Source organism: Bradyrhizobium sp. ORS 375 (assembly GCF_000239775.1).
Classification (GTDB): Bacteria; Pseudomonadota; Alphaproteobacteria; order Rhizobiales; family Xanthobacteraceae; genus Bradyrhizobium.
Map to the genome: position 1 here is coordinate 1 of NZ_CAFI01000298.1, position 24266 is coordinate 24266.

The 24266-nt window shown below is 66.4% G+C and carries 24 protein-coding genes; 12 read left to right on the forward strand and 12 right to left on the reverse strand.

Annotated features, from left to right (window positions below):
- The first annotated feature begins 213 nt into the window (after positions 1-213).
- Both BRAO375_RS21995 and BRAO375_RS22000 read left to right on the forward strand, forming a co-directional pair.
- A complete protein-coding gene (locus tag BRAO375_RS21995; RefSeq protein WP_009029645.1) occupies positions 214-663 on the forward strand; it encodes an Hsp20 family protein in 450 nt (149 codons plus the stop codon).
- 88 nt (positions 664-751) lie between these two features.
- Positions 752-1291: a hypothetical protein gene (locus tag BRAO375_RS22000; RefSeq protein ID WP_009029646.1), complete on the forward strand. Its 540-nt coding sequence runs from the start codon at positions 752-754 to the stop codon at positions 1289-1291.
- A 95-nt stretch (positions 1292-1386) separates the two neighbouring features.
- Here the strand turns inward: BRAO375_RS22000 and BRAO375_RS22005 are convergent, their stop codons facing one another.
- Entirely contained in the window at positions 1387-2166 is a 780-nt protein-coding gene (locus BRAO375_RS22005; RefSeq protein WP_009029647.1) for a class II aldolase/adducin family protein, read from the reverse strand.
- A gap of 107 nt (positions 2167-2273) precedes the next feature.
- The gene (locus BRAO375_RS22010) at positions 2274-3926 is read right to left on the reverse strand and encodes a glycosyltransferase family 39 protein (protein WP_009029648.1); all 1653 of its coding nucleotides are present in this window, start codon (positions 3924-3926) and stop codon (positions 2274-2276) included.
- Positions 3927-4366: 440 nt separating this feature from the next.
- On the opposite strand from BRAO375_RS22010, the gene BRAO375_RS22015 reads away from it, so the two are divergent.
- Complete coding sequence (locus BRAO375_RS22015) at positions 4367-5284, forward strand: hypothetical protein (protein WP_009029649.1); 918 nt, start codon at positions 4367-4369, stop codon at positions 5282-5284.
- A gap of 196 nt (positions 5285-5480) precedes the next feature.
- Positions 5481-5897, forward strand: coding sequence for a Ros/MucR family transcriptional regulator (locus tag BRAO375_RS22020; RefSeq protein WP_008961019.1), 417 nt, complete (start codon positions 5481-5483; stop codon positions 5895-5897).
- A gap of 9 nt (positions 5898-5906) precedes the next feature.
- On the opposite strand, the gene BRAO375_RS22025 is transcribed toward BRAO375_RS22020, so the two are convergent.
- A complete protein-coding gene (locus BRAO375_RS22025) occupies positions 5907-6332 on the reverse strand; it encodes a SufE family protein (RefSeq protein WP_009029650.1) in 426 nt (141 codons plus the stop codon).
- A gap of 78 nt (positions 6333-6410) precedes the next feature.
- Positions 6411-6872: a DUF5330 domain-containing protein gene (locus BRAO375_RS22030; protein ID WP_009029651.1), complete on the reverse strand. Its 462-nt coding sequence runs from the start codon at positions 6870-6872 to the stop codon at positions 6411-6413.
- 461 nt (positions 6873-7333) lie between these two features.
- Here BRAO375_RS22030 and BRAO375_RS22035 point away from each other — a divergent pair, with 461 nt between their 5' ends.
- From BRAO375_RS22035 to BRAO375_RS22045, 3 genes are read left to right on the forward strand one after another with little or no spacing between them, the layout of a single operon-like run.
- Entirely contained in the window at positions 7334-9097 is a 1764-nt protein-coding gene (locus tag BRAO375_RS22035; RefSeq protein WP_009029652.1) for a PAS domain-containing sensor histidine kinase, read from the forward strand.
- Entirely contained in the window at positions 9090-9782 is a 693-nt protein-coding gene (locus BRAO375_RS22040; protein WP_009029653.1) for a peptidoglycan-binding domain-containing protein, read from the forward strand. Before BRAO375_RS22035 ends, BRAO375_RS22040 begins: the two co-directional genes overlap by 8 nt.
- Before the next feature lie 51 nt (positions 9783-9833).
- A complete protein-coding gene (locus tag BRAO375_RS22045; RefSeq protein ID WP_009029654.1) occupies positions 9834-10178 on the forward strand; it encodes a DUF1491 family protein in 345 nt (114 codons plus the stop codon).
- An 11-nt stretch (positions 10179-10189) separates the two neighbouring features.
- On the opposite strand, the gene BRAO375_RS22050 is transcribed toward BRAO375_RS22045, so the two are convergent.
- Positions 10190-11146: a DUF2336 domain-containing protein gene (locus BRAO375_RS22050; protein WP_009029655.1), complete on the reverse strand. Its 957-nt coding sequence runs from the start codon at positions 11144-11146 to the stop codon at positions 10190-10192.
- 384 nt (positions 11147-11530) lie between these two features.
- Between BRAO375_RS22050 and BRAO375_RS22055 the strand changes: the two genes are divergently transcribed.
- On the forward strand, positions 11531-11719 hold the full coding sequence (locus BRAO375_RS22055; RefSeq protein WP_009029656.1) for a hypothetical protein: 189 nt from the start codon (positions 11531-11533) through the stop codon (positions 11717-11719).
- Between the two features lie 28 nt (positions 11720-11747).
- The gene (locus tag BRAO375_RS22060; protein WP_009029657.1) at positions 11748-12497 is read left to right on the forward strand and encodes a hypothetical protein; all 750 of its coding nucleotides are present in this window, start codon (positions 11748-11750) and stop codon (positions 12495-12497) included.
- Here the strand turns inward: BRAO375_RS22060 and BRAO375_RS22065 are convergent.
- Positions 12494-13390 carry a LysR family transcriptional regulator gene (locus BRAO375_RS22065; protein WP_009029658.1) on the reverse strand — a complete coding sequence of 299 codons (897 nt, stop codon included), beginning with the start codon at positions 13388-13390 and terminating at the stop codon, positions 12494-12496. The genes BRAO375_RS22060 and BRAO375_RS22065 overlap by 4 nt on opposite strands.
- Positions 13391-13491: 101 nt before the next feature.
- On the opposite strand from BRAO375_RS22065, the gene BRAO375_RS22070 reads away from it, so the two are divergent.
- Positions 13492-14340: an MBL fold metallo-hydrolase gene (locus tag BRAO375_RS22070; RefSeq protein WP_009029659.1), complete on the forward strand. Its 849-nt coding sequence runs from the start codon at positions 13492-13494 to the stop codon at positions 14338-14340.
- Here BRAO375_RS22070 and scpC read toward each other — a convergent pair.
- From scpC to BRAO375_RS22095, 5 genes are all read right to left on the reverse strand, one after another.
- Positions 14327-15817: a succinyl-CoA:acetate CoA-transferase ScpC gene (gene scpC / locus BRAO375_RS22075; protein WP_009029660.1), complete on the reverse strand. Its 1491-nt coding sequence runs from the start codon at positions 15815-15817 to the stop codon at positions 14327-14329. The genes BRAO375_RS22070 and scpC overlap by 14 nt on opposite strands.
- 104 nt (positions 15818-15921) lie before the next feature.
- A complete protein-coding gene (locus BRAO375_RS22080; RefSeq protein WP_009029661.1) occupies positions 15922-16425 on the reverse strand; it encodes a CYTH domain-containing protein in 504 nt (167 codons plus the stop codon).
- Between the two features lie 114 nt (positions 16426-16539).
- On the reverse strand, positions 16540-17124 hold the full coding sequence (locus BRAO375_RS22085; RefSeq protein ID WP_009029663.1) for a DUF1254 domain-containing protein: 585 nt from the start codon (positions 17122-17124) through the stop codon (positions 16540-16542).
- On the reverse strand, positions 17121-17702 hold the full coding sequence (locus BRAO375_RS22090; protein WP_009029664.1) for a DUF1214 domain-containing protein: 582 nt from the start codon (positions 17700-17702) through the stop codon (positions 17121-17123). The genes BRAO375_RS22085 and BRAO375_RS22090 overlap by 4 nt, the downstream gene beginning before the upstream one ends.
- Before the next feature lie 15 nt (positions 17703-17717).
- Positions 17718-19997 carry a transglycosylase domain-containing protein gene (locus tag BRAO375_RS22095; RefSeq protein ID WP_009029665.1) on the reverse strand — a complete coding sequence of 760 codons (2280 nt, stop codon included), beginning with the start codon at positions 19995-19997 and terminating at the stop codon, positions 17718-17720.
- A gap of 321 nt (positions 19998-20318) precedes the next feature.
- Between BRAO375_RS22095 and BRAO375_RS22100 the strand changes: the two genes are divergently transcribed.
- A complete protein-coding gene (locus BRAO375_RS22100) occupies positions 20319-20831 on the forward strand; it encodes a YcgN family cysteine cluster protein (RefSeq protein ID WP_035641630.1) in 513 nt (170 codons plus the stop codon).
- Positions 20832-21001: 170 nt separating this feature from the next.
- Entirely contained in the window at positions 21002-22585 is a 1584-nt protein-coding gene (locus BRAO375_RS22105) for an MDR family MFS transporter (RefSeq protein WP_009029668.1), read from the forward strand.
- Positions 22586-22722: 137 nt separating this feature from the next.
- Here the strand turns inward: BRAO375_RS22105 and BRAO375_RS22110 are convergent.
- Positions 22723-24266: helix-hairpin-helix domain-containing protein (locus BRAO375_RS22110; RefSeq protein ID WP_035641632.1), on the reverse strand; the 1544-nt coding region annotated here is incomplete at its 5' end.

The window sequence follows — 24266 nt, forward strand, 5'->3', positions numbered from 1 at the left end:
AAAACCAATCCGGGCCATGGCAAAAATTTTGACGTGAGGCTCTTGAACTCCGCCTTGGTTGATCTAATTCGTTTGTCGCCGCTTCGGCGGCACCGGGTGCCCTTGGGGCCCGGTTGTGCTCTGGGCGCTGACCGGTCGGCTGGTCCTCAGACTTAAGTCCTGCATCGGCCCGGCGCTCCTTCGTATCCATCTTGCTCCTAGGAGGACTTGGCTATGAGGACGTATGATTTCAGCCCGCTGTGGCGTTCGACCATCGGCTTCGACCGGCTGTTCAGCCTGCTCGACGAGACCCAGCGCGCCGTCGAGGACAACTATCCCCCCTGCAATATTGAGCGGCTCGGCGACGACCGCTATCAGATCTCGCTGGCGCTGGCCGGCTTCGCGCCGGATGAGCTGAGCATCACGGCCGAGCACAATGTCCTGACCGTCGAGGGCCGCAAAGTCGAGAAGGAGACTCGCGAGTACCTGTATCAGGGCATCTCGTCGCGGCCCTTCAAGCGGCAGTTCAACCTCGCCGACTATGTCCAGGTGACGAACGCATCGTTCGACAACGGCCTGTTGCGGATCGAGCTGGTGCGCGAGATTCCCGAGGCCATGAAGCCGCGCCGCATCGCCATCGGCACTACGCCGGTGGAGCAGATCGCGCAGTCGAAAGCTGCCTGACGTTTTGCGACCCGCGACGCGGGCGCGTCATCGCCCGCGTCGACGCATCACTTGTTTGTTGTGAAAGGAGTGGAGGAGGAGACACGCCATGAGCGACCACCGTGTTTCGATCACCGCGGGCGGCGCCGGTTTCCATCCGGTCTCGCATTATGCGTCCCCGACGGACCTTCTGAATGATGCCAAACTGTCCCGGGCGGAGAAGCGGCTGATCCTGTCATCCTGGGCCTCGGACATGTATGCGGTGGAGTCACAGCCAGGCCTGCGCAAGATCCCGGGCCTCGCCAGGCCGCTCCGTCTGTCCGACATTCTCGGCGCGCTGCGCCAGCTCGATCGTGAGGATCAGCCGCCGCGCCCGCGCGGCGGCGCTGCCATGCGCATCGTTCCGCGCGTCGATGTCGAAGCCGATGCGGCTGCGGCGGACAATGTCCTCGGGACGGCTGGCCGGATGCGACCGGCCGCTCGGCTGCGGTTCTCCCGTGAGGCCAATGTGCGGCGCTATCGCAAGCTGCTTGCCACCCGGCTCGCCGAGCACGAGCGGCGGTTCGTCGAGCGCCGGCTGACGGAAGAATTACAGGAGCTGCATGGCCAGCCGGAGCGGCAGGGAGCGCCTCGGGCGGTGTGCTGCTGACGGCACAAATAAAAACGCCGCCCGGAATTGGGCGGCGTTTCATTCCAAATAGCGTAGAGGGTGATGACCCTTTGTAGCTGATCAGCGCCTGGCGATCAATTCCGGTAGCCGGGATTGACCCGATCGAGCCGGCGCAGCAACGGCGGCCAGACCAACTGGGTCGAGCGGAGTTCCATGCGCTCCTCGTTGTCGAACAGCTTTGCGTTCTTGTCGATGACCTCGTCGCGCACCGGATAGGCCGTGGGCCCGAGCGTGCGGGTGCGGACCTGGATCGAGCAGGCGCGCTCGAGGTGATACATGCGCTCGAACGCCGAGGCGACCGAGCGGCCGACGGTGAGCGTGCCATGATTGCGCAGCAGCATGTGGTTCTTGCTGCCGAGGTCGCGCTGCAGCCGCGGCCGCTCGTCATGGTCCAGCGCGACACCCTCGTAGTCGTGATAGGCCAGGTCGTGGGTGACGTATTGCGCGATCTGGTTCAGCGGCAGCAGGCCGTCGGCACAGCTCGACACCGCGACGCCATCGAGCGTGTGCAGATGAATGACGCAGCCGGCATCCTCGCGCACCTCGTGGATCGCCGAATGAATGGTGAAGCCGGCCGGGTTGATGCTGTACTCGCTCTCGGAGAGCTGGTTGCCGTAGAGGTCGACCTTGATCAGGCTCGACGCCGTGATCTCCTCGAACAATAGGCCGTAGGGGTTGATCAGGAAGTGATGCTCGGGGCCGGGCACGCGCGCCGAGATGTGGGTATCGACCAGGTCGTCCCAGCCGAACATCGCCACGAGGCGGTAGGCCGCCGCCAGGTTGACCCGTTGCGACCATTCCGCTTCCGTCATGTTGGACGGCACTTCCTTCAGGCGTGCTTCGGCTGGCGACATGGGCATTCTCCGATCTCTTGGGGTTGATCGGAGCCTAAGCGGCCTCTCCCGGCTCGGCAAGGCGCGGAGCCGGGAGGGCAGTCATGTCGTTTGGGAGAGCCGGCGCCTCACGGCGCGGGGATCGACAGCAGGCTCGAGATGCTGCGGCCGCGGATGTCGTAGACCCGGGCGAACACGACGTCGTCCCGCTTGATCTCGACCATCACGGGGGCGGTCAATCCCTTGCAGTAGAACTCGCCGAGCGTCATGGCGAAGTCCGCCGCGTGGCTGTCCCAGCCGATGGTGAAGTCCGGGCCGAGCGCGACCTGGGCCGGGCGCTGCGGACCGCACACGGCGACCTTCCATTTATGCCCGATCGGCGGCACCTCCTGGCGCTCGTCGAGCTGCTCCTTGAGGCCATCCGAGGCCTGCTTCAGCGCCAGGCCCCAATAGTCCAGCATGAAACGCGTATCCGCTTCGCGCACGGTGCCGGCGATGTAGTTGAAGTGGGTGTATTGATAGGGGTGCAGCCGGATCATCTCGGCCAGCGGCAGCAGCAGCCCGAAGCAGAAGGCGGCGATCGCCACCGGCTGCCAGCTGCGGCGCTCGTCATTGTTGAGCCAGGACAGGAGCCACGAAAACGCGACGCCGCCGAGCAGGGCCATCGGCGGGATCACGAACACGAAGTGGCGAATGCCGTTGTACAGCGCAGGCCGTTTGACGATCGCGATCAGGATCGGCAGCGTCGCCGCAAGCGTCAGCATTAGGAGGATGCTCTTCTGCCGGGCCGGCATGTCCGGCCGCGACAGCGACATTAGCGAGGCGACCACGCCGGCCACGAACAGCGCGATCATCAGCTCGGGGAGCTGCAGCGCGAACAGCGTCGGCAGATATGACCACGGCATGTCCGGCACCGAGACCAGTGCGCCGTCGAACATTTCCTTCCACGGCTTCTCGAAGAAGTGCGAGAAATAGGTCAGCGCCCGGAACGGGTTTGCCGGCTCGATGATCGACCATGGCCAGATCAGGCCCATGATCAGGTAGCCCAGGATGAGCCCGGGGATCAGCATGTAGAGCACGTTGGCAAAGCGACGCACCGCCTCGCGGACGCCCTGCGTGCGGTACTCCTCCAGGAACAGCGGCATGAAGCCGACCATGGCGTAGACCACCGCCATGCCGCCCAGGATGCGCGAGCCGATCGAGAAGCCGGCACCCAGGCCGAGGATCAGGATGGTGCGCGGCGAGGGGTAGGGGTACTCGTCGGCCAGACGGACCAGTCCCATCAGCAGCACCACCATCGCGACCGCGAAGGGAGCGTCCTTCGGGTTCATGAACATGTGGCCGTAGAAGATCGGGCAGAGTGCCAGCAGCAGCAGGGCGGCAAGGCCGGCCACCGCACCGCCGATGCGGCGCGCCAGCCGCCAGGTGACGGCGAGCCCGATCAGGCCGACGATCGCGCCGACCAGCCGGCGCGTCTCGAACAGCTCCAGTGGCAGGATCTTGTGCAGCAAGGCTGCAACCATGTCGAACCCACCGCCGTACATATAGAGGTTGGCGAACGACAGCGCCGCCTGATCCCTGAAACCGGAACCATACATGCGCAGCAACAGATCGGCATATTCGGCATGGGTGTAGTCGTCCCAACCCAGGCCGTAATCGCGAAATGTCAGCCCGGCCACCACCGCGACGGCGGCGAGGGCGAACATGGCGAGATCGTCACAAGTCCGCTCGAGTGTCCGCCGCGTCGGCGTCTCGAGGACCGAAGTGGTTATCGATGTCATGGCTGATAGTGACCCGGCGTCCCCCAACGACCCCGCTTCCGCGCTTCAGGCCTGTTTCCCAAGCTGCGTATAGCGCGTCCCCGTTTAGGAGGTGTTGGAAATATGAGCGTCACGCGTCCATCGCAGTGCAGCAGGGGCCCGAATTTCGGCTGCTTGACGCCATATTGACACGGCGACATGAACGCGTCCTGAACCGCAGGATCGGGACAAATCCGGAGGAACCGCTGACGGTTCCGGGGGTTGCAGGGTTCGAATGTGGCTTGATCGTGGCGCTTTCGGCCCCACCGCCGAGACTGAGGACCGCTCCGGTCGAACTTCTGCTGCAAATTGTCGCGGATTTCGACTAGAACCCGCATTCAACGGAAGCGGGCATCCGCAGATAGCTAGTGTGATAGGCTCGGGACACCGTCCGGATCCGGCGCATTAGGGGATAGGTTCGAATGATGAGTGCGATGTTGGCCGCTGGGGCCCTGGCCGTGCTGGTCGGGCTTGGAGCGATCGCTTGGGGAATTCCCGTCAAGGAGTTCAGCGTGGGCAATACGCTGATTCTGTCGGGGACCCTCGGCGTTTGCAGCGGGCTCATCCTGTTTGCCTTGTCGGCCGTGCTCGGCGAGCTCAAGGTCATCTCACAACGGCTACGCGCCCGCTCGCCCTCTGAAGGCGAGGTCAGGACCCTGCAATTGCCGGGCGTCGGGAGCAAGGCCGACCTCGATGCGCCTCCGGTGCCCCCGACGGAGGACCTCTGGCGAGAGGGCGGCTCGCCGCGGCCACGACCGCGGATGCCGGACCTGTCGGCACCGCTGTCCTCGGCGCCGCTGCCGTCGTCCCCCTTGTCCGCGTCCTTGCGTGCCGCTGCGCCGGCGCCCGAGGAGGACGAGCCGGCTGCGGAGCCCGCCGAGCGGCCCCGACGCAATCTCCTGTTTGCCTCTACGTCGCGACGCGAGCGGGAGCGGGCGGAAAAGCGCGCAACCGAATCGATGCCGACGGATTTCCGATCGCCGCCACTCAGCGAGCCCCCGGCGATCCCGCTCGATGAGCCAGCCCCCGAGCCCGCTTCGTCGGCGTCGGACGACAGCTGGTCGCGTCCCGAACGGGCGCGCCCGCCCGAGGCCTTGCGGCCGCCGTTTCCGCGGCGGCTGGCGCGCGCCGCACCGGCTTTTGTCGAGCCGGAGCCGGCTCCCGCCCCCGAGCCGCAAGAGGCGGATGCTCCGGCTGCGAGCATCATCAAGTCGGGCGTGGTGGATGGAATGGCCTACTCGCTCTACTCCGACGGTTCGATCGAAGCGCAGATGCCGGAGGGGATGATGCGTTTCGCGTCCATCGACGAGCTCCGCACGCACCTGGAAGGCCGCGGCTGACCCAACCGACGCATGCAAGACTGGCATGCCGTACACAGTACTGAAATCGGGACAGAAGTCCCAAGAAGAAGTCCTCACTATCTTGTCATTTTGCCGGTCATTTGCCCATATTGCTTGGAGAATTGACTGATGACGCGATCACCCGCTGCGGGTGATACTTGCGAATGAAAGTCAGCGGACGGGCAGGTGAGTTGGGATGACCGAAGGGGCCGGCAAGAGCTTTATCGATCTGACGGCCGACATTGTGTCGGCCTATCTCAGCAACAACCCGACGCCGGCGGCGGAGATTCCGTCGCTGATCAGCCAGGTGCATGCGGCGCTGACACGGGTTGCGGCCGGTCGCAGCGAGCCGGCGCCGGAGCCGACGCGGCCGGCGGTGCCGGTGAAGAAGTCCATCCACCCCGACTATCTGGTCTGCCTCGAGGACGGCAAACGTTTCAAGTCGCTGCGGCGGCATCTGCGCACCCAGTACAACATGACGCCCGAGCAGTACCGCGACAAATGGAACCTGCCGCCGGACTATCCGATGGTGGCGCCGAACTACGCGGTCACGCGCTCGCAGCTCGCCAAGAAGATGGGCCTGGGCCAGCAGCGTCCCGAGCGCGAGAAGTAGCTGAACAGATCAGGACGTCGCGGCGAGCGCTTCGCGCGCGTCGGAGCGGATGCGCTCGACCATGGAGCGCAGGCCGTTGGAGCGCTGCGGCGTGAGGTGCTCGCGGAACCCGAGTTCGTCGAATACGGCAGGCGCATCAATCGTCAGGATCTCCTGCGGCGTGCGACCGGAATAGAGCGTCAGCAGGATCGCGATCAGGCCGCGCACGATGTGGGCGTCGCTGTCGCCGAGATAGTTCAGCACCGGAACGGCGCCGCTGTGATCAGGGTGCTTGGACAACCAGACCTGGCTGGCGCAGCCCTGCACCTTGTTGGCGGCCGAGTGCTCGTCCTCGGGCATCGGCGCCAAGGTGCGGCCGAGCTCGATCACGTAGCGGTAGCGGTCGTCCCAATCGTCCAGCAGGTCGAAATTGTCGCGGATCTCGTCGATGGTCATGGTGCTCTTCAGTCCCGTCCTTGAGCCCTCATATAGGCGTTCGACGGGACGAAAGCGACAGTGGGTTCCGCACGCCGATCAGGGCGTCGGCGGCAGTTGCCACTCGGCGCCGAGATCGTCCGCCGAGAGCGTATCGGCAGGAGCCTCGCCCGCGGGAACCTCTGCGGTCACCGGCGCGTCGATCGAGCCGGTGTGATCATTGCCGCGCCGGTCGAGACCGGCCGGCTTCACCGGGCCGATGAACTTGTCCGCGGCAGCCGGCCTCTCGATGGTCTCAGGCTTGTCGGTGATGATCTGATAGATCTTGCGCGCGCCTTCCTGGGCACGATGACCGACCACGGTCGCAGCCTGACCGCCGACCTCGCAGGCCTGCGGCTGGCGCTTGCAGAACTGACTCATGTCCGAGATCGCTGCGGTCGCAGCCTGCACCGCCTCATGCGCATTGATCTGCGGCAGCTTGTCGGCCTCCGGCGTCTTCTCGCGCGGCAGCAGCACCAGCACGAGCCCGAGCCAGAATGCCATCCGAAGCAGAAAGAACATCACGCAACCCCGACCGTGCTGCTGACCCCGCGTCCGTCCTCACTCGCGCAACCGAGATCGCAGCTCTCTTGTTCTATGTCGCGACTGCTTGCTTTGGGCTTAATTGGTTGAGAATTAGCAAAGCGGAGTCCCGAAGTTTTTTCGGCGTAAATTTTTGGTTGGCGCGAGCCGAAAGCCGCATGCAACCGGTTGTGGCTTGCGACGGTTTCGCAACCGCAGACGCGGCCGGAAACGATGCATTCACCATCCCGCCCGAATGGCGTGGTTGCCGCAGTCTGGCCCTTAGCGTTCGCTTAATGCGAGTCTGACACGGTGCTTCCGACGACAGGGGGCGTCCCGGCGCGTTCTCTCTCTCTTGTTGAGAACGACCGACAGGCCGAGGCGCGAGAGCCGTGAGTGTGTTGAGTATCATCCGCGATTGTCTTGATGCGTTGCTGCATCCGTCGGCTCGAACTGATGCGATGACGCGCGCGCGCCATCGCGCCTTCATCGCGCCTCGCCTGCTTGGCAGCCTTGCCGCCTTCGCCGTATTCCCCGCCTATCTCGCGATGCGCGGCGCGCCCAGTGCGCTGGAGGTCGGCGCGCTGGCCTGGCTGATCGCGCCGATCCTGTTGTCCTGGTATCTGTCGCGCACCGGCCGTTACGAGAGCGCCTGCGCGCTGTCGTCTCTGGCGCTATCTGCGCTGATCATGGCGGTGTCGATCGAGACCGGCGGCATCGAATCCTTTGCCGCGGTCTGGCTGATCGTCGTTCCCCTGGAGGCGTCGTTCTCGGCTTCGCGGCGCGTGGTCGTGTTCTCCGCAGCGCTCGCGCTGTCCTGCGCGCTGCTCTTGATCCTGATCGGTCATCTCGGCTGGCTGCCGAAGCCGGAGACCAATCCGGCGCTGCGCACCGGCCTGCTCGCCTTCGGCGTCGCCTCCGCAACGCTCTATGCCGCCGTGCTGGCCTTTGCCGCCGACACCCTCGCGCGCACCAGCGTGAGGCTGCTGTCGATGGAGGAGGAGCGCTATCGTCTGCTCGCGCGCAACATGAGCGACGTGATCTCCCGCCATCGCCGCAACGGCGCGGTGATGTTCATTTCGCCTGCCGCGGAGACGCTGCTCGGAGCACCGGTCGCCCAGTTGCAGGGACACGGCCTGTTCGAACGCGTGCATGTTGCGGATCGGCCCGCCTATCTTACCGCGCTGTCCGAAGCAGCCAGCGGCAGCGAGGCCTCGAGCGTCGAGTTCCGCCTGCGCCGCGATGCGCCGGGCGAGGGACGTGGCGTGCAGCATCCGGTCGATTTCATTTGGGTCGAGATGCGTTGTCGGCCGCTCGATCGTGCCGGCCTGACGTCGGCGGGCGGCGAGCAGGAGGTGGTCGCGGTCATGCGCGACGTCACCGACCGCAAGCTGCAGGAGCAGGCGCTCGAGCTGGCGCGCAGTGCCGCCGAGCGGGCCGACGCCGCCAAGACACGCTTCCTCGCCACCATGAGTCACGAGCTGCGCACGCCGCTGAACGCCATCATCGGCTTCTCGGAGATGCTGATGCAGGAGCAGACGCTGGTGCTCAACGCCGCGCGGCGTCGTGAATATGCGCAGCTGATCAACGATTCCGGCCAGCATCTTCTGTCGGTCGTGAACGGCATCCTCGACATGTCGAAGATGGAATCCGGCAATTTCGAGCTGACCCCGGAGCCATTTGCGCCGCGTGCGGCGCTGTTCAATTGCTGCAATCTGCTGGCGCTGCGTGCGCGCGAGAACGGCGTCGATCTGGCCGCGGACGCGCCGCACGATCTTCCCATCATCACTGGCGATCCCCGCGCCTTCAAGCAGATCGTGCTCAACCTCGTGTCCAACGCCATCAAGTTCACCGAGCGTGGCGGCCGCGTGACAGTGTCCGCCGGCGTCGAAGGCACGCGCCTGCTGTTGCGAATCACCGACACGGGTGTCGGCATCGCGGCTGATGATCTCAAGCGTCTCGGCGATCCGTTCTTCCAGGCCGGCAAGACCTATCAGCGTCGTCACGAGGGAACCGGACTGGGGCTTTCGATCGTGAAGAGTCTCGTGACCTTGCACGGCGGCGAAATGTCGATAGAAAGCAAGCTCGACGAGGGAACGACGGTCACGATCGCGCTGCCGATCAACTGCGTCGCGGAGGCGGCGGCTGGTGCCACCGTGACGCCGCTCTCGCCCGCGCGGTCGGCCCAGGCAGGGCAGATGATTCAGGTGAAGAAGAGTGCCTAGACGAGCTGCAGAGGATGATGAGGCGCCGCCGCGCCGTCGCAAGCGCGCGGCTGCTGCTGCCGTCGTCGAGGCTGCGGATGAGCGTGGCTGGCTGATGCGCGCCATGCTCTACAGCCCGAAGGATCTGTTTGCCGGGCTGTTGGCCTGCGCCGCCGCGAGCGCGATCATCGTCAATGCCGTGTTCCTGCAATCGGGGCCGCATCCGGCGCCGATGTTCGGTTCCATCGTCACCATTCCGCCCGTTCTCACCAGCTCCAATCCCTTGCCGCGCCCGCGGCCTGCGGAGGCCATCTCGCCGTTCGATCCGAAGGCGATCGAGACGCGCCCGCCCGAGAGTCGTGCGACTGAGCCGAAGGTGGCCGAACCGCGCGTGGCAGAGACGCGCTCCGACCAGAAATATGCCGATCCGCTCGCCGATCTCGTCCGCTCCGTAAGCGGCGGCCAGGCTGCCACGCCACGTCCGCAGCCGACGCAGCAGGGCGCCAATGCGCGCCGTGTCGCCGCGGTCCAGCGTGCGCTGACCGAATATGGCTATGGTCAGCTGAAGGCGACCGGAATGGTCGGCTCCGACACCACAACGGCCATTCAGAAGTTCGAGCGCGAGCGCAAGCTTCCGGTAACGGGGCAGGTCTCGGACCGCCTCGTGCGCGAGCTTGCAATTGTCATCGGGCACCCGATCGAATAGAGCAGGCGACTGCTGCGATCAGCAGCGCGCTATCGATCGGCCTGAAGCATCATGCGACTGAAGACGAGCATCTGGGTCAGCGCCTATCTGCGCCGCTGCCAGTCGGCCGGCGTGTTCGGCGCGATCAGCCATCGCGGAGCGGAGGAGGCGGGCGCCGTCTTCATCAAGGTCGCGCTGATGGACCGCACGGCGCAGCTCTACGTTCCCGCGCCGCAGACCGTCTACGACGACAGTCGGCCTCTCGAACGCCTGTTCGTTCCGATGTCGCCGCAGCCCGTGCCGGAGTTCGAGGTCGACGAGCGTCTGCGCAAGGAGCTGCGCTTCGATCCCGACGCCTGGATCGTCGAGACCGAGGACAAGCAGGGCCGCCACTTCCTCGATCTCGCACCCGGCTAGCTGTTGCAACGTCAGCGCTTGAAGCCGTCGGTCCCTGTGCGCACGATCGGCTTGGCCGGCGCATGCGTGCCGGACCGCGCGCTGCCGCGCACATGCTGCCGCTCGTCGTCGTACAGCGCCGTGCGATGCTTCGCCCGGATCGCCGCCATCGCCGAACCGCGCCACGCCGCCAGCATGATCAGCGCGGCGCGCTCGCTGAGGCGCTCATAGAAGCGCGACAGCCTGAAGACGGTCTGCACGGACTGGCCCATCTCGGGCTTGAGGAACAGCAGCACGCGCTCGAACACCGGCGGCGGCATGCCGAGCGCCTTGGCGGCGCAGGCGAGCGGCTCGCCGTCCGGATCATTGACGACCTCATGGCTGACGCGCGCGGGCAGGATCAGGCTTTCGCCGAGCTCCGTCGTGAACGTCTCGACATCGGCGTTGAAGGCCGCCATCTCCAGCGCCTCGATCGCATGCACCGCGCGGTGCAACGGCGTCGGCGCCGCCGGCTTCAGCGGCGTGGTGGCGAGGTTCTGCAGAATGGCGATGCGCTCATGCGACGCGGCGCGCATGAACATCTCGCTGAGCTCGGCCGCATCCTTCGGCTGCATCGACAATCCCGCGTCATCGCGTGCGGATGTCGCTCTCGGCTGAGGCGAGCGCAGCGACGCCGGAATCAGCCCGGCGAGCGGCGGGGCCGGCTGGTCCTGTGCGGGGCGCAAGCCCAGTTTCTTCAGGATCTCGACCGGCGTCGCCGGATAGATCGCCAGCCGCGCGCGCACGGCCGCGCGGGTCGCATCATCGACATCGTCGACGAGACGCGACGCCAGCTCGACGAATTGCCGCTCCTCATCCGCGGAATGTGCGCTCGCCTGCACATAGAGATCGGTCAGGACGCGCAGCAAGGTCGGCTTGATGTCGACCCCCTCGCGGCGCGACAGCGTGAGCAGCCCGTCGAAGCCGGGGAACAGCGATGATCTTGTCATGTCGGGTACGCAACTTCGGCAATCGTTGCGCCGATTAGAGCCGAGTTGTTTTAATGGGCCGTTAAGGAAAACAACCGGTGAAGATGGGCCGAAAATGCCCGGTGAGACAAAGGCGCAACGCTGGCTTGCCATTTCCCCGATGATTGCACGCGATCCGTGTTCCCATCGCGTTGCATTAAGATCCTCTTAACCACGTCCTGATCTTAATCGATCCGTTCGATGATCTCGCCTTGGCCTCGTCACGCCGCCGGCCTGATCTTCGCCGCGTGGGATGCCGCGTCGTTCGGGGCATTCGTGATCGTCAGTTTGCGTGCTCCAGTGCCTGCGAAGTTCGGGCAGCGGGGAGTTTGGGGGTCAGAACTTCGGGCACGAAAGAGAGTCGACATGGCGACCATCATTGAATTCCCGGCGGATGTTGCGCGTCGCGCGCGGGCTGCCGTGACCGGCGCGCCGCAGGAGGGCATGGGAACGATCCTGATTCTTCCCGTCGTTCGGATCGAGCGCGAGACCACGACCGATGATGGCGGGCCTCGCGAGGGCACTGCGCCAAGCCGCCGCCGCCGTCGCCGCTGACATCGGGGGACTGGGAATGCCGGACGTGATGGTTCGGGTCCGGCGCGCCGCTCCGGCCGTCGCCCTCATTCTTTCGAGCGGACTGCTCGTCGCCTGCAGCGGCGGTGATTTCGGCCGCACCCGCGCCGACATGCGCAACGACGACATGCACAAATGGATCGGGGTGGAAGCCACCGCCAGCGTGGGCGTCAAGCCGTCGCAGTTCCAGCTGACCGACAACGAACGCCAGCTGCGCGATCTGGCTTATCCCTTGATCGAGCCGCCGCATTCGCGCCCCGCCTGGAAGGCAGTGTTCGGAGATTATCAGCCGTCGGCGTCGCCATGGCGGCAGAAGGTGGCGTTCGATCGCACCGCCTATGGCCGCGCCTTGATCGACGAGCCGCATCGCTCGCATTCGTCGCGCTACGCGCAGCTGATCGACGATGTCCGCGACGACATCACCCGCTTCGAGCCGTTCTTCGCCTCCGCCATTCGCGTGATCGATCTCGATCGCAAGCGCGATGCCAGCATGAAATACATGACCGAGCTGTCGCCGCGCGAGAAGGCCGATGCGGTGGCGCGGATGCAGGAGAACTCGCTGATCGTGCAATGGGTGCAGATCAGCCTGGAGCAGCGCGTGTCATCCTATCGCTGGGCGCTGGAGCGCCTGGTGCTGCAGGCCCCCGACGGACTGGCGGCCGACGCCGACCGCCTGATCAACGAGCTCGCCGCCCAGACCGCCAATCCGCCGGTGGCGGCGCGGCCCCTGATCGAGCGGCCGCTGACCACGCGCGGCTAGTTCGACGACAGCTTGCGGCGCCGGTCCGGCTTGGCCGGCGCCCGCTTTGGTCGCGGTGCCGCGGCCCGCGACTTCTGCGGCGCTGTTGCACGGAGCGTGGCGATCAGGGTCTTCAGCGCCTCCGAGGGAGCGCGCGAGGCGGGATAGGCCAAGCCGACCTGCCGCTTCAGGGTCATCTCGATATCGCGGACGGCGATATCGCTGCGGCCGTGCACGACGCCTTCAGGAACAATCGCAACGCCGACTCCGGCGGCCACCAGCGCGAGCGCCCAATCCTCCGTCTCGGCGATGGCGGCAATCTCGCGCGGCTTGCCGCCGCGGCCGGCCAGCGCACTATGCTCGCAATGGCAGCGGTCGATCATCGCGACATCGGCGAGATCGGCAGCTCGCAGGCGCGGCTTCAGCATCAGCGGATGGGCGAGGGGGAGCGCTGCGACGTAGCGCTCGCTCCACAGCGACAGGAAATGCTCGTCGTTGCCGGTGAGAGTTCGCGAGACGATGCGAGCATCGGCCGACTCGGTGGGGCCGACGATATGAAGCCTGACATCGTCCCGCGCGGTCAGCGGCTTCAGCAATGCGGTGACGCGCCGTCCGTCGAGCGTGCGCATGACGCCGAGCTTGAGCACCTGCTTCGGCGCGCCGTCGCGGAACAGATTACGGGCCGCATCGGCCTCCTCGACGATCCGACGCGCGATCGGCTGCAGCCGTTCTGCGGCCTCGAGCGGCACCACGCCTTTGCGGTGGCGAATGAACAGCTCGGTCCCGAGCTCGGTTTCGAGATTGGCGATCGCCAGCGAGATCGACGGCTGCGAGACGAAGCAGCGCGCGGCGGCTCTGGTCAGACTGCGCTCCTCGAACACGGCGGAGAAATAGCGGAGCTCGCGGATATCCATAGGATAGGCCTATGATTGTTATCATTGATCAATATTTTACTTATCGATCGGGTCTGCGCAAGGATGGCTCGCATCCCTGTTCAAAGCCCCGGAGGAAATCGATGCGCGTCCACCACCTCAACACCGGCACGATGTGTCCCCGCGGCGGCCGGCTGGTCAGCGGCGGTGGCAGCCTGTTCGCGCGTGCTCGCCTCGTCTGCCATTGCCTGCTGATCGAGAGTGACGACGGGCTCATCCTGGTCGATACCGGCCTCGGCACCGGGGACATCGCCGAGCCGGCGCGATTGGGGACGCGCTGGGTGCGACAGGCTGCCCCGCGGCTCGACGTGGCGGAGACGGCACTGCAGCAGGTGAGGGCGCTCGGGTTCTCGGCTGATGAGGTCAGACACGTCCTCCTGACCCATCTCGATCGCGACCACGCCGGCGGCATCGGCGATTTTCCGCGCGCGAAGGTGCACGTGCATCGCAGGGAGCATGCGATGGCGGTCGAGCGATCGCCCCAGCCGCCACCGGGCCGCTACGTGGCCGCGCAATGGCGCCACCATCCCGACTGGCAGTTCTACGGCGAAGAGGGAGAGGACTGGTTCGGCTTTCGCGGCGTCCGCGCCCCGTTTGCTCGCAACGCCGACATTCTGATCATTCCACTGCCGGGGCACACGCCGGGCCATTGCGGCGTGGCCGTGCGTCGCGGCGACCGATGGTTGTTGCATGCGGGCGACGCGTATTTCTTCCACGGCCAGCTCGATGCGCGGCCCCGCATGCCGCTGCTGCTTGGAGTGTTCCAGCGCAAGGGAGATCTCGACCGCGCCACGCGCGTCGCCAACCAGGAGCGGTTGCGGCGGCTGAAATGCGATCACGGCGACCAGGTCACGATCGTGAACAGCCACGACCCCACAGACTACGAGACGTGCCGCTGCGCGCAGCGGACCGCGTCCGTCAGTCCGGCCTGAGCAGGCGGAGGGCCTCCTCGAGCAGGTGCGGCGTGTGCTTGCCCGTGGAGTCGCGGCAGGCGCGCTCGAAATAGTCCGACAACGCCGGACGGAATTTCGGATGCGCCGCCGTCTCGATCACGGCGCGGGCGCGCTGCTTCGGCGACAGGCCGCGCAAATCGGCCAGCCCGCGCTCGGTGACCAGGATCTGCACGTCGTGCTCGGTGTGGTCGACATGCGTCACCATCGGCACGATGCAGGAGATGGTGCCGTTCTTGGCGGTCGACGGCGTCATGAAGATCGACAGATAGGCGTTGCGGGCGAAGTCGCCGGAGCCGCCGATGCCGTTCATGATGCTGCTGCCGCGGACATGGGTGGAATTGACGTTGCCGTAGATGTCGGCCTCGATCAGCCCGTTCATCGCGATCACGCCGAGCCGTCGGATCACCTCGGGATGATTGGAGATCTCCTGCGGCCGCAGCACGATGCGGTCGCGCAGGAATTCGATCTCGCGGTTGAACTCGATCGCGGCCTCCGAGCTCAGCGACAGCGCGGTCGCCGACGCCAGATCCATCCGGCCCGAGCGGAGCAGGTTGAGCATGCCATCCTGCAGGACCTCTGTGTAGGCCGTCAGATGCGGGAAGGGGCCGTCATCGAGCCCGGCCATCACGGCATTGGCGACATTGCCGACGCCGGACTGCAGCGGCAGCAGATTGCGCGGCAGACGGCCCTGCTTCACCTCGTGCTCGAAGAACTCCAGGATGTGGCCGGCGATCGCGCGCGAGACATCGTCCGGCGGCGCGAAGGTCGTGTTGCGGTCCGGGGCATGGGTCTCGACGACGGCGATGACCTTGTTGGGATCGCAGCGATAGGTGGTCTCGCCGATGCGGTCGCCTGGCGCGATGATCGGGATCGGCTTGCGATGCGGCGGCAGCCGCGTGCCATAGTAGACATCGTGCATCCCGAGCAGCGCCGGGTTCATCCACGAATTGACCTCGATGATGACGCGGTCGGCCTGGTCGAGCCAGGTCTTGTTGTTGCCGATCGAGGTCGACGGAATCAGCCGCCCATCGGGCAGGATGCCGGCGCATTCGATCACGGCGACGTCGAGATGGCCGAGAAAGCCGAACCACACGAACTGCGCGACATGGCTGAGATGCAGATCGATATATTCGATGCTGCCGGCATTGATGCGCTGGCGCGTCGTCGGATCCGACTGATAGGGCAGGCGCAGATCGATGCCGTTGGCCTTGGCGAGCGCGCCGTCGAGCTCCGGCGCGGTCGAGGCGCCGGTCCACACGCCGATGCGGAACGGCTCGCCGCGCGCATGCGCCTGCTCGATGCGGCGCGCCAGGGCCATCGGCACCGCCTTGGGATAGCCTGAGCCGGTGAAGCCGCTCATGCCGACATGGCTGCCCGGCGTGACCAGCGCGGCGGCATCGTCGGCCGACATGATCTTGGCGCGCAGCGCCTGCGACATCACCTGCGATGAATTCATCCTGCCAAACTCCCAGCGCGGACCGTCGGATCCGCCAAGCCCGCGCTGTCTAGGATGAGCGCTGCAGTCGTGTCTTGACGCTGGTCAACCGGCGCATCCGCGCATCACAGCCCTGCAAGACGCGCGCGTCGCAACTCCCGCACCGTCGCCGCGCGCGAACGCTCCGTCAGCATATTGGCCTTGCTGTAGCGCGGGTCGCCGGTGACCTCGTCGCCGATCCAATCCGGCAGGGTCACGACCGTCGCCTCGGTCGGCAGCTCGATCTCGGCGATCACGACTCCCTCGAGCGCACCGTGATAGACGTCGACCTCCCACATGCCGCTCTCGCCGGGCACATAGTGACGCGTCTTCTCGATGATGCGATCAGCGCAATGCGCGAAGATCGCGTCCGCATGATCACGCGGGATCTCGTATTCGAACTCCTCGCGTGACAGGCCGCGCCGGCCGCTCTTGACGCACAGCGTCGTCCGGTTGCCGTAACAGCGGACTCGGACCTTGAGCCCGTCCTGGCGCGCGACGAGACCGTCGCGAAGGTGCTCAGCGTGTGTCGCCTGATCCCGCCAGGAGTCGGTCCTGACCAGAAATTTTCGTTCGATTTCGAGAGGCATGACCTGATGATGAGCGACGCGTCGGAGCGCTGATACATCATATCAGCGGATTGGCCGAACCTCTATGCCACGAAGGGTGAAGAGAGCGTTGTCGGTGGAGCAGCCTTGCGGAACTTACCGCTTTCCGCGCGGCTTTTCCGCCTTGGCAGGCGCCTCCGCCTGCAGGCCGCAACTGGCCGCGGCAAGCGTGGCCTGCGCCTGCGGCATGAGCCCGGGTTCGGCCGCAAGCGCCTTCAGCACGATCAGGCCGGTCGTCGTCGGCGAATCGATGATCAGTCGGTCGGCGGCCGTGACCTCTTCATCCTCTGGCAGATCCTCGTGCTGGGCTTCGGTCATCAGATCGAGCTCGATGACGCGTTTGCCGGCCGAGCGATCGTTGATCGCGTAATAGGCGATCTCGTTGCGCGTGTAGAACGACACCGATGTATAGGCCTGACTGACCGGCACCGTGAGCTTGAGCGGGCCATCGGACAGATCATAGCGGCAGATCGCCATCGCGAAAGCCGGGTCCATGAACGGCATCGGCGAGTTGGTGGGATCGGCGAGCGGCAACGGCGTGACGGCGTTGAGCTTGGTCATCGGCGTCAGCCGCGAATACGCGTCCTGCGTCGAGATCCGCGGCAGCGCCAGCACGCTGACGAGATGAACCACGCCGCCGAGCAGCACGCCGACCACGACGGTGAACAGCAGCCGGATCATGATGGGCAGCCCACTGTCGTAATCGAGGGCATCGGCGCGTCACGCTGCGTGCGCGTGGCTACGCCCACCGGCGTGTCGTAAAGGCGCAGCATCAGCGCATAGCGCTCGATGCCGCCGGTCGGCAGCCAATTGCCGGCGCGGGAGCGCGCGGCGACCCGGATTTCGAACGAGCCGTCGGCGCCGCGCACCAGCTCCTGGCTGGTGAAGCCATAGCGCTGCAGCGTGTTGGCGACGAGGTGGCCCTTGCGGTCATACAGCGTGAGCGTCCAGAAGCGGGCCGGCGGCGTCACGCCGCTGACCAGGATGTCGCAGCGGCCATCGAGCGGCTTCTTCTTGTCGTCGGTGGTGGCGGTGAAAGCGACGCCGTCGCCGGTGCCGATCGGCAGCTCGCCGTTGCGGGTGATGGTGGCGCGCGCATAGGGATCGACGTCGGCGGTGCCGGTCTTGGGACGCGCCGTCCAGGCACCGATCGTCAGCGTGCCGAACTCGGTGCCGCGGGTGGTGGTGATCCAGGTCGCGCCGACGCCGACGCCGGTGGCGATCAGGAGCGCGAGCAAGGTGATGAAGAGCAGCCGCACGGGAATTCGCTGTCGTCAGTTCTTGCGCAAGGCAGGGGTGGTCACGCTGTCGGCGGTCGCCGTGGCGTAGTTCTCAGGGAAGGCCAGCGCGCTCGATGACACCGGCTTGCCGGGCTTCTTCGGATCGGCCGGCGCGGCCTTCTCGGCGACGCGCGCGGCGTCGTCCAGCATCTTCTCGACCTGCACCAGGACCTCGGCGCCGCGGCGGGTGAGGATCGGCGGTGGACCCGGCTTGATCTCGAGCGTCTTCGGCTGGCCGGCCTGGGCCATCGCGGCCGACGCCGGCTGCGGCAGCTTCTCGCCCATGCCGACGCCCGGCAGCTCCTTGACTTCGACGCCCTGATGCGCGGCGAGCATGATGTCGTGCCAGGTCTGCGCCGGCAGCGAGCCGCCGGTCATGCGGTTGGTCGGCGAGTAGTCGTCATTGCCGTACCAGACCGCGCAGGTGAAGTTGCCGGTATAGCCGACGAACCAGGCGTCGCGATACGCATTGGTGGTGCCGGTCTTGCCGGCAGTCGGAATGCCGTCGAGCGCGGCGCGGCGCGCGGTACCTTCGCTGACCACGTGGCTCATCATGCCCGCCATGTCGGCGGCGACGGAAGCGGGGATCGCCTGCTTCGGTTTCGGCCCGTCGCGGTCCCAGCGCCAGACCAGATCGCCGGCGCCGGTGCGGACCTCCAGGACCGAGTGTGGCGTGACCGCCTTGCCCTTGTTCGGGAAGGTCGCATAGGCGACCGCATGCTCCAGCACCGTCACCTCGTCCGAGCCGATCGGCATCGACGGCGTGTCCGGCAGCGGCGCCTTGAGGCCGAAGCGGCGGGCGACCTCGACGATCTTGGCGCGGCCGGCTTTCGGACCGTCCTTGCCGCCCAGCGCGATCGACAGCTTGACCGGCACGACGTTGATCGAGCGCGTGATGGCCTGGGTCAGCGTCACCGAGCCGGAATAGGAATGGCCATAGTTCTGCGGGCACCAGTTGCCGATGCAGACCGGGCCGTCGACCACGATCGAGGTCGGCTTGAAGCCGTTGAGCAGCGCCGTCGTGTAGACGTAAGGCTTGAACGACGAGCCCGGCTGCCGGTAGGCGTCGGTGGCGCGGTTGAACTGGCTGGCGCCATAATCGCGGCCGCCGACCATGGCGCGGATGCCGCCGTCGAGATCGGACACCACCGTCGCGGCCTGGGTCGCATGGTAGTCGCGGCCGAACTGACGCAGCTGGTTCTCGATCGCCTCGTCGGCGGCATGCTGCACGTTCATGTCGATCGAGGTCCGCACCACGAACACGCGCTCGGTGTAGGACTTCGGGAACGTGTCGACCAGCTTGCGCATCTCGTCGAAGGCATAGTCGAGGAAGTAGTTCGGCGAGCTCTCGTCGCGGCGGTCGACCGCGAAGGCCGGGTTGCGGCGGGCGCCGAACACCTGGCCCTCGGTCATGAAGCCGGCATCGACGAGGTTGTCGAGCACGACGTTGGCGCGGGCACGCGCCGCGGGCAGGTTGATGTGCGGGGCGAACTTGGTCGGCGCCTTGAACAGGCCGGCGAGCATCGCGGCCTCCGCCAGGTTGATGTCGCGCACCGACTTGTTGAAGTAGAAATGCGCCGCGCCGTCGACGCCGAAGGTGCCGCCGCCCATATAGGCGCGGTCGAGATAGAGCTTGAGGATCTCGTTCTTGGTCAGGCGCGTTTCCAGCCAGATCGCCAGGAACGCCTCGTTGACCTTGCGCTCGATGGTGCGCTCGTTGGACAGGAACAGGTTCTTGGCGAGCTGCTGGCTGATCGAGGAGCCGCCCTGGCGGACGCCGCCGGCCTGGGCGTTGGTGACCAGCGCGCGGGCGAGGCCGGGGAAGTCGATGCCGAAATGGTCGTAGAAGCGGCGGTCCTCGGTGGCCAAGGTCGCCTTGATCAGATTGTCCGGAAAGTCCTCAAGCGGGATCGAGTCGTTGTGCTTGATGCCGCGGCTGCCGATCGGGTTGCCGTAGCGGTCGAGGAAGGTGACGGCGAGGTCGGACTTCTTCAGCCAGTCCTCGTCCGCGGTCTCCCGGAACGCCGGGATGGCGAGCGCCAGCATCAGCACCAGGCCGCCGAGGCCGATCGTGGCGGCCTCCGACAGCGGCTCGACGAACACCCAGCGCTTCCAGCCGCCGACATAGAAGCGGTCCATGAAGGCCGAAAAGCGCTCGTACAGCTCGCGGGTGCCGCGCAGGGAGGAGAACAGCGCCGAATCGAACCGCGCGTCGAGATCCAGGCGGAAGTTATTGATCCGCTTCTTCCAATCGTCTGGAATGATCTGCCGCACGGGAACCCTAGTCGTTTCGAAAGCGTGTCAGCGGGCTTCGAAAGCACTCAGCACGCGGCTGGGGGCCATCGAAGGGTCTTGCGCGATTGTTGCGGCAAACCCAAGGCACCGGGCCGGATAGCCCTGCACACCGCCGCCGGAATGACTCAAGCCTCTTATGTAGCCGATATCTAGCTGAGCAGGTGGCACAAACCAACGGGTTCCCGTCACAATTTGATGCACAAAGCTAACGTGCTTGATGAACCGCCGCGTGCGCCCCTTGCGCGTGAAGGGGCCGGGCACCTAGATGGCGGCCACGCCGCGCCCCCTTGGAATCGCCCGATGACCGCACCGCTGAAACGTCCCTCGGGCCAGGAGGGAATGTTCTGGAAAACCAAGACCTTGGAAGAGATGTCCGAGGTGGAATGGGAAAGCCTGTGCGATGGCTGCGGGCGCTGCTGCCTGGAAAAGCTCGAGGACGAAGATACCGGCGACATCTACTTCACCCACATTTCCTGCAAGCTTCTGGATGCCGGCCTATGTGCCTGCAAGGATTACCCGAATCGGTCGGAGCAGGTGTCGGATTGCGTTCGACTGACGCCGGAGAATGTCCGGACCATCACCTGGCTGCCGCCGAGCTGCGGCTATCGCCTGGTTGCGGAGGGGCGCGATCTCTATTGGTGGCACCCGCTGATCTCGGGCGATCCTCAGACGGTGCATGAGGCCGGCGTCTCGGTGCGCGGCCGGGTCGAGGGCACCGAGGACGATGTCCCCGACGACCAGCTCGAAGATCACATCGTGCAGTGGCCGGTGCTGCTGCCGAAGCGCGCCAAGCTCAAGCGCCGGCCGCGATAGGCCGATCACTTCGCACGCGCAGCAAGTCACGATGATGCGACCGGTCCTGTGCTGTCGGGATACACCCATGCGCAGGCCCTGCTGCCGCAAGGGAAAATTATGCCTTAAGTAGTTCGCTATCTGGCGAATCTGCGCGGCGCCGGCCGCGCGCGGCATAGCAATTTACTTCCATGAACAAGTTTGATCGGCAGAGCCATTACCCTGCCGCGTCCCAATCCTTGCCCGAAGAGCTCGCCGCCGAGCTGCCGGCGATCCCGCCGCAGGTGCAGGCGATCGAGGATGCGCCCCCGCTCGCGGCCCAGGTGCCGCTGACGCCGGCAGAAGTGCGCACCATTCTGATGAGCCTGCTGCTGACGATGTTCCTGGCCGCGCTCGACCAGACCATCGTCGCGACCGCGCTGCCGACAATCGGCCGCGAGTTCCAGGATGTGACCAATCTCTCCTGGGTGATTACGGCCTATCTGCTGGCCTCGACCGCGGTGGCGCCGGTGTTCGGCACGCTTTGCGACATCTACGGCCGACGCTCGATGATCATCACCGCGCTCAGCCTGTTCGTGGTCGGCTCGGTCGTCTGCGCGCTGGCGCCGAACATGCCCGTGCTGATCCTGGCCCGTGGCCTGCAGGGGCTCGGCGGCGGCGGCATCATGCCGGTGGTGCAGACGGTGATTTCCGACGTGGTCAGCCCGCGCGAGCGCGGCCAGTACCAGGCCTATTTCAGCGGCGTCTGGCTGCTGGCAGGTTTGCTCGGTCCCGTCATCGGCGGCTTCTTCGCCGACCATCTGCACTGGTCGATGATCTTCTGGATCAATGTTCCGCTGGCGGTTGCGGCCCTGGCGCTGCTGCTGCCCAAGATGGGCCGGCTGCCGGTGTATCACCGGCTGCGCAAGGTCGACTGGGCCGGCGGTCTGCTGCTGATGGCCTCCGCCGTGGTTTTCATGCTGGTGCTGACCTGGGGCGGGCACAAACTGGCTTGGCTGTCGCCGACCCTCCTGGCGATGATTGGCAGCGCGGTTGCGCTGGGGCTCGCCTTCGTCTGGCACGCCAAGCGCGCGGATGAGCCGTTCCTGCCGCTGTCGCTGATGGGCGGCAGGGTGGTGCCCTATGGCATGTTGTCCAGCGGCTGCGCGCTGGGCGCACTGATCGGGCTCACCGTGCACCTGCCGCTGTATTACGAGCTGGTCTATCATTTGACACCGAGCGAGGCCGGCCTGGGCCTCATTCCGATTGCGGCGATCTCGACCTTCGGTGCGGCGATCGCCGGCCGCACCATGGCGCGCGTCAAGCACTACAAGCGCGTCGCCATCATCGGCACATTCGTCGGCACGATCGCCGCCGCGGTCATGACGGTGACGACGCCGTCACTGGGGGTGCTCATGGTGCTGCTGTCGGTCTTCGGCATCGGGCTCGGCACCGCGTTCCCGATCTCGGTGGTGTCGCTGCAGAATGCGGTCGACCGCTCGCAGATCGGCACCATCACCGGCGCGATGAACTTCTTCCGCTCGATGATGTCCTCGTTCACGGTTGCAGCCTTCAGCGCCATCCTGCTGATGGCGCTCGGCGCCGACATCTCGCTGGCCGAGGGTGCCCACGGCGCCGTCAGCGGCATCGCCGAAGCCGACATGATCCACGCCTTCCGCTACGTCTATGCGGCGGCCACCGCGATGCTCGCCTGCGCCTCCGTCTGCATGATCCTGATGGAGGAGCGCCCGCTGGCCGGCCCGTCGCGGAACGAGCCGGTGGAGATGGCGGAGTAGCGGTCGCACGTATCGAGCTCAGCACGGCCGTGCGTGAACGTCGGAAGATGGGTGCGGTGCTTGTGAATGCGCGCTCTCTCCGCAAAGGGGAGGGCACTGCATCTGACAGTGCGGTGGGACTTCGCTGATCGGCAGCGCTACTCGCGCGGCTGCACGATCTCGATGTTGTCCTGCCCGCGGGAGCCGTCGTCGAGCGATGACTTCACCAGGCCAGCCTCGACGCGCTTGGCGAACTCCGTCGTGCCGCCGCTTGCCAGCTCCTTGGCCTGGCTGATCCATTGCTCGCGCTCGATGCGGCCGGCGAAGGCGAGATAGGAGCCGACCCATTTGGCGTGCTCGGCGGACCAGGCTGCGATCTGATCGAAGTGCCAGATGCCGAGGCCATGCAGCCGCGCCTCGTTCTGCTTCCCGATGCCCTTGATCAGCTTGAGGTCGTCGGCCTGTCCACCTCGCGGCGCGGCGAGGCCGAGTGGCCGGCTGCCGGCGTGGGCGTCCTCGTTCTCGACCGGCGGCATCAGCGCCGGCAGGTGGGCGAGGAGGTAGCGGGCCTCGTCCTCGCTCAGCGGCGCATCGGCCTGGTCGTCGATGGTGATGGCGCCGGACTTGACCGCGCTGGAATGCGCGGTGTCGAGGCCGGCCGCGAGCAGCTTGGCCTGCGGGATCCAGTGCTCGCGCTCGATGCGGCCGGGAAACGCCATGTGGTGGCCGACCCAGTCGGCATGCGCCGGTGACCACTCGGCGATCTGGCTGAAATGGTGCACGCCGATGTCGTTGAGGATGCGCTCGTTCTTCGGGCCGATGCCCTTGATGAGCTTGAGATCGTCCGCGGTGCCATCGGGGGCGGGCAGGGCCGGCGGACGGCCATCGTCGGCGCCAGTGCTGCTGTCCAGAGCGGGCTCGGCGGCCGACGCCGCGACCTCGGCGGCGAGGCGATCGGCTTCCGCGCTCGCTGCGGCGTCCGCCGCGAGACGCTCGGCCTCGGCCTTGGCGGCCGCTTCGGCGGCCAGGCGATCCGCCTCGGCCTTGGCCGTGGCCTCAGCAGCGAGGCGTGCGGCCTCCGCCTCGGCCTTCGCGACGGCTTCTGCTGCCAGACGTTCGGCTTCTGCCTTTGCGACAGCTTCAGCAGCGAGGCGATCGGCCTCGGCCTTTGCAGCGGCTTCGGCAGCAAGACGATCGGACTCAGCCTTTGCTGCTGCCTCAGCAGCGAGCCGGTCGGCCTCGGCCTTTGCAGCGGCTTCGGCGGCGAGACGCTCGGCCTCGGCCTTTGCAGTGGCTTCGGCAGCGAGACGCTCGGCCTCGGCCTTTGCTGCAGCTTCGGCAGCGAGGCGATCGGCCTCGGCCTTTGCAGCGGCTTCGGCGGCGAGACGATCGGCCTCGGCCTTTGCTGCAGCTTCGGCGGCGAGACGCTCGGCTTCGGCCTTTGCAGCAGCTTCGGCGGCGAGACGCTCGGCCTCCGCCTTCGCGGCCGCCTCCGCGGCGAGGCGATCGGCTTCGACCTGGGCTGCGGCCTGCGCGGCCGGCGACGGGCTGTCGGCCCAGGGGCGGGCGGGCGCCGGCGCCGTGAACGCCGTGACGTTGCCCGGTCCGCCCGGGGACATCGCGCTTGAATCACCGATCCCGACATAATCCTTCAGCTGCCCGCCGACCAGGCAGCCGACCACGTAACCGCCGACCATCAGCA